The sequence below is a fragment of the Chryseobacterium sp. KCF3-3 genome (assembly GCF_045865955.1).
GTDB lineage: Bacteria > Bacteroidota > Bacteroidia > Flavobacteriales > Weeksellaceae > Chryseobacterium.
Genome location: NZ_AP035792.1, coordinates 2,475,368 through 2,490,900, shown reverse-complemented (window position 1 = coordinate 2,490,900; position 15,533 = coordinate 2,475,368). Strand labels below are relative to the sequence as shown.

General features: G+C 33.9%; 13 protein-coding genes. 5 read left to right on the top strand and 8 right to left on the bottom strand.

The annotated features are described in order from the left end of the window. Nucleotides 1-2: 2 nt before the first annotated feature. Nucleotides 3-2,783: a hypothetical protein gene (locus tag ACKTTZ_RS11150; protein ID WP_407848846.1), complete on the bottom strand. Its 2,781-nt coding sequence runs from the start codon at nucleotides 2,781-2,783 to the stop codon at nucleotides 3-5. A gap of 28 nt (nucleotides 2,784-2,811) precedes the next feature. Beyond that, nucleotides 2,812-4,371, bottom strand: a complete 1,560-nt coding sequence (locus ACKTTZ_RS11145; protein WP_407848844.1) for a T9SS type A sorting domain-containing protein — start codon at nucleotides 4,369-4,371, stop codon at nucleotides 2,812-2,814. 895 nt (nucleotides 4,372-5,266) lie between these two features. Between ACKTTZ_RS11145 and ACKTTZ_RS11140 the strand changes: the two genes are divergently transcribed. From ACKTTZ_RS11140 to ACKTTZ_RS11130, 3 genes are all read left to right on the top strand, one after another. Beyond that, a complete protein-coding gene (locus ACKTTZ_RS11140; RefSeq protein WP_407848842.1) occupies nucleotides 5,267-6,523 on the top strand; it encodes a DUF2851 family protein in 1,257 nt (418 codons plus the stop codon). A gap of 93 nt (nucleotides 6,524-6,616) precedes the next feature. Continuing rightward, entirely contained in the window at nucleotides 6,617-6,838 is a 222-nt protein-coding gene (locus ACKTTZ_RS11135; protein WP_034695702.1) for a PspC family transcriptional regulator, read from the top strand. Between the two features lie 3 nt (nucleotides 6,839-6,841). Beyond that, nucleotides 6,842-7,354: a GNAT family N-acetyltransferase gene (locus ACKTTZ_RS11130; RefSeq protein WP_253316406.1), complete on the top strand. Its 513-nt coding sequence runs from the start codon at nucleotides 6,842-6,844 to the stop codon at nucleotides 7,352-7,354. A 54-nt stretch (nucleotides 7,355-7,408) separates the two neighbouring features. Here the strand turns inward: ACKTTZ_RS11130 and ACKTTZ_RS11125 are convergent, their stop codons facing one another. From ACKTTZ_RS11125 to ACKTTZ_RS11110, 4 genes are all read right to left on the bottom strand, one after another. Continuing rightward, nucleotides 7,409-8,143 (bottom strand): SIMPL domain-containing protein, encoded by a 735-nt coding sequence (locus tag ACKTTZ_RS11125; protein ID WP_034695695.1) that lies wholly within the window; start codon nucleotides 8,141-8,143, stop codon nucleotides 7,409-7,411. Nucleotides 8,144-8,222: 79 nt separating this feature from the next. Further along, nucleotides 8,223-9,035 (bottom strand): carboxypeptidase-like regulatory domain-containing protein, encoded by an 813-nt coding sequence (locus ACKTTZ_RS11120; RefSeq protein WP_253316405.1) that lies wholly within the window; start codon nucleotides 9,033-9,035, stop codon nucleotides 8,223-8,225. Nucleotides 9,036-9,050: 15 nt separating this feature from the next. Then, entirely contained in the window at nucleotides 9,051-9,869 is an 819-nt protein-coding gene (locus ACKTTZ_RS11115; protein ID WP_407848839.1) for a hypothetical protein, read from the bottom strand. Beyond that, the gene (locus ACKTTZ_RS11110) at nucleotides 9,870-10,616 is read right to left on the bottom strand and encodes a hypothetical protein (protein WP_034695688.1); all 747 of its coding nucleotides are present in this window, start codon (nucleotides 10,614-10,616) and stop codon (nucleotides 9,870-9,872) included. A 182-nt stretch (nucleotides 10,617-10,798) separates the two neighbouring features. Between ACKTTZ_RS11110 and ACKTTZ_RS11105 the strand changes: the two genes are divergently transcribed. Both ACKTTZ_RS11105 and ACKTTZ_RS11100 read left to right on the top strand, forming a co-directional pair. Continuing rightward, a complete protein-coding gene (locus ACKTTZ_RS11105; RefSeq protein WP_407848837.1) occupies nucleotides 10,799-13,939 on the top strand; it encodes a UvrD-helicase domain-containing protein in 3,141 nt (1,046 codons plus the stop codon). A 132-nt stretch (nucleotides 13,940-14,071) separates the two neighbouring features. Next, the gene (locus tag ACKTTZ_RS11100) at nucleotides 14,072-14,296 is read left to right on the top strand and encodes a hypothetical protein (RefSeq protein WP_034695683.1); all 225 of its coding nucleotides are present in this window, start codon (nucleotides 14,072-14,074) and stop codon (nucleotides 14,294-14,296) included. A gap of 73 nt (nucleotides 14,297-14,369) precedes the next feature. On the opposite strand, the gene ACKTTZ_RS11095 is transcribed toward ACKTTZ_RS11100, so the two are convergent. Together ACKTTZ_RS11095 and ACKTTZ_RS11090 are read right to left on the bottom strand one after the other, a co-directional pair. Continuing rightward, nucleotides 14,370-14,879, bottom strand: coding sequence for a ferritin (locus ACKTTZ_RS11095; protein ID WP_002981834.1), 510 nt, complete (start codon nucleotides 14,877-14,879; stop codon nucleotides 14,370-14,372). A 127-nt stretch (nucleotides 14,880-15,006) separates the two neighbouring features. Beyond that, nucleotides 15,007-15,456 carry a hypothetical protein gene (locus tag ACKTTZ_RS11090; RefSeq protein WP_034695675.1) on the bottom strand — a complete coding sequence of 150 codons (450 nt, stop codon included), beginning with the start codon at nucleotides 15,454-15,456 and terminating at the stop codon, nucleotides 15,007-15,009. Between the last annotated feature and the right edge of the window lie 77 nt (nucleotides 15,457-15,533).

Genomic DNA, 15,533 nt, shown 5'->3' with positions numbered 1-15,533 from the left:
TATTAGTGTTTATAGTTATACTGGTATTCCTGTAGTGTTTTTCCATCAGAATCCATTGTTTTTACTAATCTGTTGGAAGAATCATATACATAAGATACTTTTGCTCCATTAGAAGAAACGGTATTAGTAATCCCAATTAAAGGATCATAGGTATAAATTGTTACAGGATTAGATTGTAATGCAGGGTCTCTACGTAGATTTTCCAAAGCTTGTAATAGAGATGCTTCATTAGCAGGATTATCAGCATCAGCATTGGAGGCATTTATAGCAGCAAGGACTGATGGTAAACTTGAGATTTGGCTATAAGCAACTCCAGCAATCTCAGCAATAGGTAATGTTTGATAATATCCCCAGATTGTTACTGTAGGAATACCATTTTTACCCTTAATCTGTACAGGGTTTCCTTTACTGTCATAAACATCATAGACCATTGTTGTTATAGGCGTTAAATCTTTCATCTCAAAAGTAACTACAGAAGAAGGATACAAATTATCTACAAATTCATATTTTGCCCCACCTTTGCTGACAATACTTCCATTTACCTTTGTTTCCGTTTGAAGAGGGATTGAAAGCATATTGGCATTGATCAAACGTGTATTCGAAAGATCTAAAGGGTATTTTATAGTGGTTTCAGTAATTTTTCCATCCGGAGAAGTACTCTTTGTATAGGCAGGTTGAAAATTAGTAGTATTAAAAGTTGTTTCTGTAGTACCTTGTAAACTACTCCCATTAGCATAAAATGTTTTAGATGTGGTTGTAGTTGATTTTAACCAGGCACTTTTAGACTTGTAACCTCCACAAATAATATATTCCTGTACTCCACCAATTTCATCAAGCACATAATCTGTATTTTCACTGGAAATTAGTTGATTCTGTTGATTGTACATTTCTTTTTTTGTCAAAAGAGCTGTAGAGGTAATATTATAATAAGGTTTATAGAAATTGATAGTGCTTGTATAATCATCAGGAGTTTTGAAATAATATTGGGAATAACCCTGACTTTCTGAGCTTCCCTCATATATCTCCTTTACATTATTATACAATACAGATTCATTTACATTTCCTATTTCCTCATTGCAGACTTCTCCGGAAAATACTTTACCACTTGTCCCGCTATTATCAAACAAATCATATTTGTAAGACATGGCTTTTTTTACTGTATTATCTGTATCGTAATATTTTATATTGGCAATTCGGGCTCCTATTTTCAATTGAGTTGTATTTTTATAAGGAGCAGATAAATTAACTATCTCATAATTTTGAATGCGTCCATTTCCATTTCCACTGATTTTGAATGTATAAGTCCCTGGCGCTAAATTATAATATTTAACATTTTCTGAGCAGCCATTAGCAGTTCCTGTAACTTCATTTCCTATTGAGTTTAATAACTTATAGGTTGGTGGGAGAATAATATTTCCGTGAATGTTTACGATTTCGTAAACTTCATCAATTAAAAGTTTAATAAAAAACTTTTGCGATGTTGATACCTGAAATGTATAGCTCCTACTGCTATTTGTATTATAATTAACTGTATTAGCAATATTTAAATATTGTAATGTAGGCTCTTTGAGCTGATTAGTATCTAATTGTAGGTTACTTTTATTTTCATAAACTTCATTAGCCTCAAAATTATATACGACATATCCACCTTCAGGTAAAGTCATTTTTTTGAGGAGCCCTAAGGTATATGTTTTAGGATCGGCTTTTGTATTATCAGGGCACAAAAAGTTTCCATATTCATTAGGATTTGGAGAAGTTCCATAGTTGGTTTCTGAACCCGTTCCATCATATGTAAATTGTCTTCCTTCAATAAGGTTTTGATTTCTGTCTAGTTTTTGAACTGATAACAGAGTCCTTTTTCCTTGATTGACATTATTTGGATAAGTAGAACTGTAAAAACTTTGATAATCAAGTCTGTATTTAGCAATAAGATGAGAGGACATATCCAATAAACTAAGACTTTTTATAATATAAGGGTCATCATCACTAATTCCTTTGTATACATTTTCAAAAGTGATTTTTCCATAGGAAGTAGTAATACTTTCCATCTTACAGTTCTGATATAATAAAATACTGCTATTATCTACATTTTTACTGTTTTTCTGGTAATTGAAAGTAGCTATCGTAATATTATTTTCGTCAATAACTTTTGTTAAATAGAAGGCCGATTTATAATTAAAACCTTTAGAACTTGTATCATATCTTGCAATGCTATAATCCTCAAAAACATATTTAAATCCTTTGCTGTCAGTTATTTTAAAAGAGTTAAGGACAAGTGTCGCAGTATTAGAATCTCTTGTGTATTCTATTTTAACGTTACTTCCTGAGATATTATTAAGAGTAAAAGTATTGTTAATAGTATCTCTGACAAATTTGAACTTTCCTGAATTACCAGGTAAATCGTAGTAATAGATGTCATCAAATAAATTCTTTTTATAACTTGATTTCGTTGCATCATAATAGAACTCATCGACAGCACCATTAATTACTCTTGAAATAACAGCGCCACCTTTAAATAAAGACCATCCAAGACCAACTTCACTAGCAGGTTTGTCTTGTCCTGTATTGTAAGGGTGGTAACTCAATGATGTCATAATCTCAAAGTCCTTATTTCCTGTTGGTAATGACAATAAAGGAATTCCAATACCTGGTATCCCAGTAGATAAAGAGACAGGGGTATTTACATAAGAAGAAAAGGAAGAGGCTGAGGGTACAGGCTGGGCTGTATCCCCATAATTCCTTTCAATCTGTGATTTTCCTAAATTAAAGATTAGAAAAATCATAGCTAAAATAATTTTCTTAAACATGGTTTTATTTCTTTATTAATTTGGCGTTTGCTGTTTTATTAGTATCCGTTTTTATAGTCGCCAGATAAGCTCCCTGAATGAGTGCCTGAGTATTAATTTTGGTAACTTTATTTTTTGTTTTTATACTTTGAAGTTGTCTTCCGCTCATATCATACAATAGAATATCCGCATCTTTAAAGTCAAAACCGATTTCTATGTAAGCATAATCAGAGACAGGATTCGGATAGATTTTGATGTCGTATTTTTCCATCAACTGATCAACCTGTTTATCACCCAGTTTTACAATCTTCCAGTTTTCTTTTCCAAGCTCTTCTGCACTAGTTCCGGCAAGAATGATTGAACCGTCTCTATTTAATTTTAAATCGGAAAGTCTTTCTTCTTTTTGTCTGGATTCTCCATTTACATATTTTCTCCATACCTCGTTCCCTAACTGATCAATATACAATAGCCAAAATGTATTATCATCTTTCTCCACTCTACCCTCTGAAGGAGTATAACCACCGAGTAAAACTCCTTTGTTAGATTTGTCATCCACTGAATGAAGGACATTCATACCCATTAGAACATCCCGATTTCCAAAACTGTAGGATTTCTGCCACTGCTGTTCGCCTTGTTCATTTAAAGAAATCAGCCAAAGATCTGTACCTTCCTGAGTTCCCACTGTTTTATTTCCTGAACGTTTAGACCGGGATTCTCCACCGATTAAATATCCGGATGAGGTTACAGCCAGTGTTCTTACATGATCATCACCTTTACCACCATAGTTTTTCTCCCATTGAACCTTTCCAGTTTTATCCAGTTTGATAATCCAGTAATCTCCTTCTCCGTAATTCTCCGTCGTTTTTGACCCTCCAGAATTGCTTCGGGAGTATACTCCCAATAATACACCTCCATCACGGGTTGGAATCATTTTTTCAACCTCATCTAAACCTTTTCCACCTAGAATTAATTGTGATAATTCTCTTCCTTCTTTGTCCAATTTTATTATTAATGCATCTTTAGATCCATACCCTTTTAAAGAGTTCTGTACGTTACCCGCAAGAAAGAATCCTAAATCTGTCGTTTGAATGACTGCTCTGGCCTCTTCATCAGATGAGCTTCCTAGCGTTTTCTGCCACAACTCATCGCCAAACTCATTAAGACGGATAAGCCAGATGTCTGAACCTCCTTTAGAATCCTCTTTTTTGTCCAGTCCTTTTCCTGAATAGGAAGTGCCGGAAATTAAAAATCCTCCATCCTGTGTCGTAACTGTAGCGGATAAATAATCATGATTTTGCCCTGAGAAGTATTTTTCCCAGACTTCTTGTCCCTGCTGATTGAGTTTAACCAAATGGAAATCATAACCTCTGTTTTGTTTTTGGCCTGTTAATCCTGAGCCTGTCGAAGGGGCACTCTGGATAGAGCTTCCCGTAATGAGATACTGCTGATCTATGGTGGTTGTAACCTGACTTAAAAAATCCTGCGTACTGGACTTTATATCACGCTGCCAGATTACTTCTGTTTCTTGGCCGGAAATGCCCAGAAATGTGCACAAGAAAAGTGCAATCGTGTAATTTTTTTTCATTGTTTTTAAAATTTTGTATTTTTTGATTTAAAACAAGTCTCAATAAGGCATTACCGCCTATTGATATGACTTTGCGCAACAGGATTAGTCTATCCTGATGGGTAGAATATTTTCATATTGATTTATTTTTTTAAATGATGATATAGCCTGATTAAAAAATCAGGATTTACTTAATTAGTCACAAAGACCTTTGGCTGTAAAGCCCTACACTAAAGAAATAAGATAAAATTTCTTATACAGTGCATACAAGAAATTAAGTTGGGGAACATAATTTCTTTTCTCTCATTTGTTTCGGTTTTCTGGCAGTAAACTTAAACACTATCTGTTTTTTGGACAATCCGTAAAATCACGGTATTTTACACTGTAATGTTGAGAAATAAAATAATGTAGTTTCATATTTTTTTATTTTAAATTGGTGGTTTTGTAATCGTTTCTTTCTGATAACAAAGCTATCACTTCATAGCGACAGATCATGTCGTATTATATTTAACCCCGAAAAATTTTTCTTCTGTTTTTATAAAAAGAAAGGCACGGAGCAAAAGTCGATTTGTATTAGAGGTACTGCGAAGAACCCAAAAGACCAAAAAGACCCCGCCCATGCCCATATAGGTACACGGGCGTAAGTCTGTCAATATTCGGTCTTTTTAGAAGATTCGCAGTTTTCTAATACCAATTCGACAGCTTACGCTTGTTTCGTTAAAATTATTAGAGCTAAGATATAAATAATTTTAAAATTCAACTTTTGAAAAAAATAATCATAAAGCAAAAAAACAGATATAGTTTCAACTCACACTAAATCAAATAAATAAATCATAAACATTAAATTAATAAAAACTTATTCTTTTATAAGAACCAAACAAATACAATAATATTTTAATATATTTACGTCACACTTATGACGGAAAAACTACTTCAATATCTTTGGAACTATAAGATTTTCAAACATTTTGACTTCAAGGATATTGAAGGAAATTCCGTTGAGATCATCCATTTCGGAAAATGGAATAAAAACGCAGGCCCCGATTTTCTTGATGCAAAAATCAAAATCAACGGCTTACTTCTCGCAGGAAATATAGAACTGCATATACGCTCTTCAGACTGGATTTTCCACCATCATTCCCAGGATCCCAATTATCAGAATATTATTCTTCATGTGGTATTTCAGCATGACATAGAAATTCATGAACTTACAGAAAAGCAGGTTCCAACATTGGAATTGCATAATTATATTGATGAAAATATCGTAGGGAAATATGATAAACTTATTAATGGAGACGAATTTATTGCCTGTGAAAAGATTTTTGATCCGAAAAAAGTACCTGTCAATTTTCATGAAGAAAATATCCTGAAAAAACTGGATGAAAAATCTTCAGCGCTTGAACAGAGTTTAAATCTATATAAAAATAATTTTGAAGCTGTTTTATTTCACAGTTTTGCCTATTCATTCGGTTTAAAAGTAAATGCTTCAATTTTCCGGCAGATTGCAGAAAGTATCGATTACAGTATTATTAATAAAATCCGTCAAAATCCTCTTCAGCTTGAAGCTTTGTTATTTGGAATTTCAGGATGGCTTGAGAAACCACAGGACGGGCAGATGAAAATATGGAAAAGAGAATTCGATTTCGTTAAAGCCAAATTTTCCATTCCTGATTTAAAACTCTATCCTAAGTTTTTAAGATTAAGACCTCCCAATTTTCCTACCATCCGATTATCTCAATTAGCAGACCTTTACCAACATCAGAATTTGTTCTCAAAAATTATGGAAGCGAGAAGTGCAGAACAACTCTACTCCATTTTCCAATCTATAAAAGCCTCTGAGTACTGGGATTTTCATTTTAATTTCGGAACTATTTCCAAAGTACAGCCTAAAACATTGAGCAAAGATTTTATAGATCTTCTCATTGTAAACACGGTAATTCCTTTACAATATGCCTATCACAGATATCATCAGGAAGATATTGCAGACGAAATTATTGAGCTTTACAAAACTGTTGCCGGAGAGAAAAACACTATCATTACAAGCTGGAAAAAACTTGGACTACAGGTCACCAATGCGCTGGAAAGTCAAAGTCTTATTTATCATCATAAAACCTTTTGTGAACCGAAAAATTGTTTATCCTGTACCATTGGATTTAAACTTTTAAAAGAATAACCTGATCTGAAAAGGCTATATCATTCAAAAAACGTTGTCAAAAAAAATTCTTAACTTTGAGTATTAGATTTAATTCTTAAAAACAATCTGGAAATGCTGAGTAATATCCGTCATAAAATGGAAAGAGAGTGGTTTGGTGTACTGACAAGAACAGGTGCCAAGCTGGGAATTCCTGTTTCTAAATTGAGAATTTTCTTCATTTACTCTACTTTTGCAACAGCCGGATTCTTCTTTCTGATCTATTTAGGATTGGCATTCACCCTTTGGATTAAAGATATTTTCATTACCAGAAGACCTAGTGTCTTTGATTTATAAATTATGGAATTTTTACCGATTACTTCTGCAGAAGATCATAGAGTTCAGGAAATCTATACTTCTTACACGACGACTTTTCCTGTAGACGAACAAAGAGATAAAGATCAGTTTGAAAGTTTATTTTCAAATCCTTATGTAGAATTCATGTCTGTTATCCACGAATCGGAAGCTATCGGCTACCTCATCCTTTGGAAGCTGAGTTCTTTTGTTTTTGTAGAACATTTTGAAGTGTTTGAAGCATTCAGAAGCAAAAAATTAGGTTCTCATATCATGAATCATTTATCTGAAAGCTATCCGAGTATTATCCTGGAAATTGAGCCTGCAGAATTGAGTGAAGATGCTTCAAGACGTTATTCTTTTTATCAGAGAAATAATTTCAGTTTGATTGATACCACTCATGTACAGCCTAGCTATGGTGAAGGAAAGAAATCTTTGAACTTATGGCTGCTTGCTAACTACACCCCTGAAAATGTGGAGGAAGCTAAAAAAGAAATTCATAAAATTATTTATGCTTAAAATATAAAACGCCGGAAAGCTATTCCGGCGTTTTTCTTTTACTGATATTTATATTTAATTTACTTCGTACTCCAGTTTGATGGTAATACTGGCTTCTTTTTCTTTGGAAGAGGTATTGAAAGTTCCACCATAAGAATAATCTTCATTGGAATTGGGTGCCGTAATCTGAATTATACCCATGGTTGCCTTTTTCAGATTTCCCAGGCTGCTTCCCGAGTTTTCCGCAATTTTTTCAGCACGTTCTTTTGCATCTTTTGTAGCACTGGCGATCATTTCCTGTTTCACTGTAGCCAGTTTGGTGTAGAAATAAGCTGGTGAAGAAGAAGTGAATTCAATTCCCCGGTTGATAATTTCAGTAATATTTCTGGATAGGTTTTCTATTTTTCCCACTTCTTTACTTTCAATAGAAACCTTTTGTGTAAGATTATATCCGGAGAATTCTCCCTGAACATAGTTCCCGTTTGAATCATTATAGCTTCTGAACTGTTTCTGAATATCTACCGAAGAAAATACGATCTCCTTCTGTTGTATCCCTTTTGAAAGCAGATAGTCATTGATTACTTTTCTATCCATTGCCAGTTCATCATAAGCAGATTTCAGGTCCACATTATTTTTCGAAAAACTTCCGGACCAGGTGATCAGATCTGATGTAAACTGTTTTGTTCCTAATCCTGTTACAGAAATGGTATTTTCAGATTTATTTCTGTTTTTAATAGCATTTCCTAAAAACCCGAGACCAATGACAAAACCTAATGCTGCAATAGCTACTGCAAAAATGTTTTTATTCATAAAATTTGTGAATTTGGATTGTTACTTCATATTGTATCAATTTCTATTCCAATATTTTAAGAATTTATTAACATTCAAATTACTTTTGATTTTGCTGCAATCTCTCTATAAAAAGAGGAGCTGTCTCTTCCAACCTCAGCATAACACCGGAAAGGTTTCTTGCTTTTACATAAGTTCGTACCTGAGGTTTTGCCAGAAATGAAAACTGTATAAATTCTGAAATTCTGTCACCAGGAATTCCGGCTTTGATAAAATATTCATCATCTATTCTGTCCCGAACCCAGGCAATATGTTCCTGAAGATCATCATATCTGTATTGTCTTTTCTGTCTTCTGGCTTTCCCGCTGATCAGATCATATACTCCCTGAACATTGAGGTTTCCTAAAAGTATTGGTAAAAGCACACTTTTCACCTCTGCCGGCTTTTCTCTCATTTTGCCTACCGGCTGCGGAAGACCAACCGCATCTCTTACCTGCTCTCCTTTATCTACTTTGGCTACAATCCGGGAATCTGTTTCCAGATCTCCGGTGAGTTTTTTTACAATTTTCACTTCACCTACATCTCTCGGAATCTGACGAAGTGTAATAAACAGAGGTAAATTATTCCCATTGATAAGAACTCTTCTGGAGACTCTGTTGAAGTCTTCTTTTACAAATCTTAATTCATCGTTAGGATTGGCATCAATAGAAAATATACCTTCAGAATCAGAATATACTTTCTTATCAGTAGACATGTTAATCACGATCACTTTACTCAGATTTTCGCCATTGTCATCCACTATTCGCCCCGTTACTTTCTGTTGGGACAAAACAAAGCTACTGCAAAGAATAAGCAGGAAAAGAAATATTTTTCTTTGTTTTAATGTTTCAATATTTTCAGTGATATAAGCCAACTTTTAATTTATATATTATTCTTGAGTTCCTTCTAGTTTATGTGTTTTACTATATTCCCCGAAGGCAACTTTAATTTCATATTCAACGACACTGACACTAAAATCTTTTCGATATCTTTTCGCTAATGAACGCGTTTTATCAGCATACAGAAGAAATGCATCAATCTGTTCTTCATCCATTCCATATTTTTTCAGGAAATTCAGATTCACTTCATTTCTTACTCTCCTCAGGAAATCCTGAGTTTCATTATAATTCGCTTTGGTAATTTTAGGTTGTGTTGCCTTCTTTACCAGACCTGATACAGCATTAAATACGCCAAACAGATTTACCTGGCCTACATTAAAATCATGTCCTGTAAAAGTTTTTGATATAGCATTATTAGGTAAGGGTTGATTCAATGGACTTCTCATATAATCCTCCATATCTGATTTTAAAGCCTGAAGTTTTCTGGATTCATTATAGTGCTGATTATCTTTTGCCAGATTTCCGGTAGGTTTATACTTAATTTTAACCTCAGGAATTTGAATTTCCATTTTCTTTAGGATAATATTGAGCTGAGCATTGATCTCTTCTTTGGTTATTTTTTTATCAACACGATAATATCCTTCTTTTACAAATCTGATCTCATCATTTTCTTTGGCTTCGATTTCAAAATTCCCGGACATATCGCTTAATGTGCTTTTATTCCCGGAGATATTAACAACGAGTACAGGTGCTAAATCCAGTTCATCTCCTGTTATTACCTTCCCTAATATTTTTTGTTGTCCCCACAATCCTTGAGCGATACAAAAAAGCGCAAGAAACAAAAACCTTTTGATATATTTAATTTCCATCTATCTTTGAGTTTGTGGAGCACGATAAGATGAAATTCTTGTCAGGACAAAACGTTGAAACCTGTTCAGATCCGCATCACTGCAAAATCCATATTTCAGAATCTTTTTCCTTTCAAAACCACCAGCAAAAACGTAATAAATAAAATGATCTATCAGAGGTTTTTCTATTTTAAGATTGGTAAAATAATCATCACCAAGGCTTGCTCTGATGTACTTCATTAAATCTACATCATCCCATTTATTTTTAACTTTTCCTATAAAAAATCCCTCTCCTTTCGGTTGTACAAATTCTCCGGGTCTTGCTGCCAATATTCTCGGATCTGATTTCTGAGCAATGTACTGATCCATTTCTTTGATCAGTTTTTCCACCTTCTTCGGCTTATTGTAAAGTTTTGAATCAATTTTAAGGTTTCCGGTAAGCCCTTGTTTTACTTCCACTTCAGGAATCTGAATAGTTTGGCGAACCATACTTATATTCATAGGAGACTGGGTATTTTCCTGAGAAACTCTTTTTGTGAGACGCTCATAACCTGCTTTTATAAACCGTAGTTCATCTCCCTGCCTTCCGGAAATCATAAAATGACCATCCCGGTTTGAAACCACTATTTCGTCAGTTCTGATATTTACGACATTCACATCCTGCATTTCAGCACCATTTTCAGAAATGATCTTACCAAATATATAGCTTTGGGCATGGGTTTGGATAAAAAGAATAAAGGATAAGAAAAAGAATAGTTTAAGTTTCACGGGCTATTTTTTATAAAGCAAAGCTAAAATTATTTTTAATTTATCCCATAAGTTTAACCACAGTTAACGCGTTTTAATATTTCTTTTTAATTTTTACCTTCTAAACTGTTAAATCGGCTGATTAAATTGTTAAAATTTCTTTTAAATTTTAGCTAACTTGCAGTCTCAATTCTCTTTCAACAATGCAAAATTCTTACACAGTCATCAATGCTTCTGCCGGATCCGGGAAAACATATGCCCTGGTACAAAGGCTTCTGATGATCTGTCTCCGCTATCCTAATCAACAGCAGTCGATCAGGAATATACTCGCACTGACTTTCACCAACAAGGCAGCGAATGAGATGAAGGAAAGAATTTTATCCTGGCTGGGAAATTTCTCTGCGAAAGAGTATACTGAAAATACAGATCTGAAAAATATCCAGAAAGCATTTGAAGAACAAGGTTTGAAAATTACCATTGATGAGCTTCATCACCGTTCTAAAAAACTACTGGATTACGTTCTCCACAATTATTCCACACTGAATATCGGAACGATTGACCGTTTCAACTCAAGATTGGTAAGAAGTTTTTCCTATGAATTAGGACTGGCGAAAAATTTTAATCTTGAAATTGAAGCTGAGCCATTTCTGATAGAAGCCGTTGATAAAATGCTGGATCAGATTGGTGAGAATGAAAACATCTCCAATTCTTTCATGGATTATGTAGATTATAGTCTTGAAAATAACGAAAGGATTAATCTTAACAAAAATCTTTATGATTCTGCGAAGGAATTTGTAAAGGATATTCACTACGAACATCTGAAAAGCAATAAAAGTTTTGACGATGCCAATTATGAGAATATAAAGAATACGCTTCGTAAAGAGATTGTTCTCAATAAAAAACAGTCTGCAGAGCTGGCTGCCGGTTCTATTGAATTATTCAAATCAAGAAATATTGATATTGAAGATTTTGCTCAGGGTAAAAACGGAATCGGAGGCTTCTTTACTAAGGTTATAGATTTTTATCAACAGAAAAGAGCTGGTTTTCCTTTCCCTACAACTCAGGAAGAATCTGTTATCAATAATTACAGAAAAGGAGCGTCTTCAAAATCCAAACATAAAGAAGCTGAAATTTTCGAAATCCTTGACCAGCTTCTCGACAACAGAATGAAACTGATTCTTCTGTACATCGAGACCCAAAAGAAAGAGAAAGTTTTATCTGCTCTTCTTCCTTTAAAGGTAAATAAAGATATTCAGGATGAGCTCCAAAAGATTGAGGAGGAAAATGATCTTGTTCTTCTTTCTAAATTCAATATTCTGATCAATGAAAATCTTAAAAATGAACCTTCGGCTTTTATTTATGAAAAAGTAGGTTCACAGTTTCAGCATTATTTCTTTGATGAGTTTCAGGATACATCGGAACTGCAGTGGCAGAATTTTGTTCCACTGAGAGATCACAGTGTTTCTACGGAATACACTTCATTTACATTGGTGGGTGATCCCAAGCAGAGTATTTACCGATTCCGTGGTGGAGAAAGTAAACTGATGCTGGACATTATCAACAAAAAGGAGTTTTCACCTAAGGAAGCTGATCTTCTGGTTCTAAAAGACAACTGGAGAAGTGCGAGAAACATTGTACAATTCAACAATGAGTTGTACCGCTTTCATTCTGAAGGGCTGTTGGAAGAGCATAAAAATATTTTCGGGGCAGATGCCGAGCAAAATCCAAAGTCTAAAATGGATGGACGTGTAAAGGTAAATCTGATTGAAAATCTTACGAATGAAGAATTTTATACTGATACTTCAGAAAGGATGCGGAAAGATATTCAGGAATGCCTGGATAATGGTTTTAAGTTTTCAGATATTACGATTCTTTGCCGTGGAAATTTTGATATTTTCAGTTATTCTCAAAAGCTGGGAAGCTTAAAGGTGAAGTATAAAGGAGAAGAAACGAATATTAAAACGATTTCCGATAAAGGGCTTACGCTGGAACTTTCCAATACCTTAAAGGCGGTTATTGAATTTCTTCGCTGGGAACTCAATTCAAAGAATAAACATTGTCTGATTATGATGATGTACCATCTGAATACATTGGGAAAAATTGATATGCCGGATTTCACTTTAGGAATGAAAGAAATTCTGGATATTGAAGGACATGAAGAAATTCTGCAGTTTATTCAGCAAAAATATTCACTACAGCTTAAACAGGATAACTTCCCGAGGTTCAATCTTTATAATTTTATTGAATATTACATCAACGAATTTTCTGTTGAAAATAAAGAAACAGACTTTCTACTGAACTTCCTGGAAATGCTTTTCAACTTTACGCAGAATGCCGGTGCCAGTACCAAAGAGTTTCTGAAATATTGGGACGAAGAAGCTTCATCATACACTATTCAGGCTTCGGAAAATATTGATGCCGTTCAGATCATGACTATCCATAAGTCTAAAGGACTGGAATTCCCGATTGTTTTTATCCCTATGATGAACAAAAACCGGGACAGTGAATTTACCAACTGGTTTGATACCAACGAAAATGAAGCATTAAAATCCGTCAACATCAACCAGTTCAGTAAAAATCTGGAAGTTTATGATGATGAAATTCTGTTTTTCAATACTAAAAATTCTTATAAAAACCTGATTGACAGATTATGTCTTCAGTATGTTGCGACTACAAGACCTGTTGAACAGCTGTTTTTTTATCTTCAAAAGGCCAATAAGACTTCCAATAACCTGGAGCTACTGGAATTCCTTCAAACAAAAAATCCTGAACAGGCTGATGAGTTTGACGTGTATGCCGTAAATCCTGAGATGCTGAAGAAATATTCAAAAGAGAAGAGTTCTTCTTTTAAAACCCAGAATATCCAAAATCTGAAGAATGTTAATGAAAAAAGCACTTCTATCAAAATTGCAACACCTTCAAAAAACTATCAGGTACGAAATGAAAAAGTAAGAATCGGGCTTTTTGTGCATGAACTTTTATCGAAAATCAATACCGAAAAAGATATAGTGAAAGTATTGGACGGGTATGCTCTGGAAGGCCAGATTACGCTGGAGGAAAAAAATGAGATACAGCTTACGCTACAGGAAATTGTCAGAACTTATGCAGAATTCTTTGATGAAAAATGGGAAGTAATCAATGAAAAAGATATCATGATTTCTGAAAGAGGAGAAAGCCATATATTCAGGCCAGACCGTATTTTAAAGGGAGAAGAAGGGTATATCATTGTTGATTTCAAAACCGGTGAACAAAAAGCGAAGGATGAAGCACAGGTAGAAGGATATAAAAATATTCTTGAACGTCTGGGCAAAAAAGTACTCAAAACTCAGATTATTTATCTATAATTTAAACATTCCCAAAAGGTTAATATCATAATTCTTGTAAAAAATCCTTCAAAATAGAAAAGGTTTTATTATTTTTATTCAGTACGAATAAAATATAGTCTTTGATTATATTTTGATTACAACTAACCAACCATGAGAATATATTTAACTTCCCTTGTAATAAGTCTGATTATGATGTTGTTTTCTACAATGGTCATTTATCATATTGTGGATTACTTAGATTCATCTGCTACAGAAGATAACCGTCATTATATGTCTACTGAAAACATTGCCAACTCGTTGTTTCTGAGCTTTGTATTGGGAGCAGTCGTTTTTATTTCTGCAGTGAGAATACAAAGACCTACGTATAAGAAATAACGATATTATCATACAATAAAAAAAACCGCTATTCCTGAGGATAACGGTTTTATATTTTGAAGAATTTTCAATCTTAAGCGGTTGTATCAGGAGTAAATACTCTCTGAGACAATTCCTGATCAAAAAGGTATAATGCAGATGGATTATCGCATACCATTTTGATTTTTGTTACGTATTGAGAAGCACTTGCTTCTTCTTCTACCTGTTCGTTGATAAACCACTGCAGGAATGATGTTGTTGCAAAATCTCCCTCTTCGTTTGCATTTTTTACAATATTGAAAATACTTTTAGTTACGATTTTCTCATGTGCTAATGCTTTTTCAAAAATATCTGTTGCATTTTCGAACTCATGTGGAGGTTTTGGAATTTCTCCGATGATAATTTCTCCTCCTACATCATTCAAATAATCAAACATTTTATCTGCATGCATCAATTCTTCTTTGCTCTGTACTCTGAAATAGTTGGCAATTCCATCCAGATCTTTTCCAGAAAACCATGCAGACATTGAAAGATAATATTGAGCGGCGTATTGTTCGTGGGCAATTTGTTCGTTAATTAATTTTGCAATTTTTTCGCTAACCATAAGTATTAAATTTATAGTCAAAAATAGGGAATAAAAGCCCGAAATCAAAAGTTTTAAAGAAAATTAATACAAAAAGGATGGAAAACTATCCATCCTTAACACATTAAAAAACTAAAATTACAAACTGTTATTTTACTTCAGCAGTTCCCGTATTCATTGGCTTTTTCATCATTCTTCTTTCCTTCATTGCCATTTTCATTTTCTCTGCTTTAGCTTTTCTGTCAGCCTGCCATTTATCATATTGATCAGGAGTAAGGATTTTTTTCATATCAGTATCCATCTGTGCTCTTTTGGCCTGCATTTCCTGCATCTTAGCTTGTCTGTCTACTTTATTTTTGTCGAATTCCGCCTTCATTTCAGCTTTTCTTTTATCCTGAAGTGCCTTTATCTGAGCTACCTGAGATGAGTTAAGATTAAGGTCTTTTTGCATCTGGTCTAAACGTTCCTGTTGTTTCTGTTCCATTTTCTGCTTCATTTCAACCGCTCTTGCCTGTCTGTCTTGTGGAGTTGTAGTCTGTTGTGCCATTGCAAAACCTCCCATTCCGATAAATGCTATTGCTAAAACTAATTTTTTCATCTTTTTAAAATTTAATTAATTGTTATTTTGTTATTATATCTTTTTGATTATGAATTAAAACACAAGTTAAATTGATA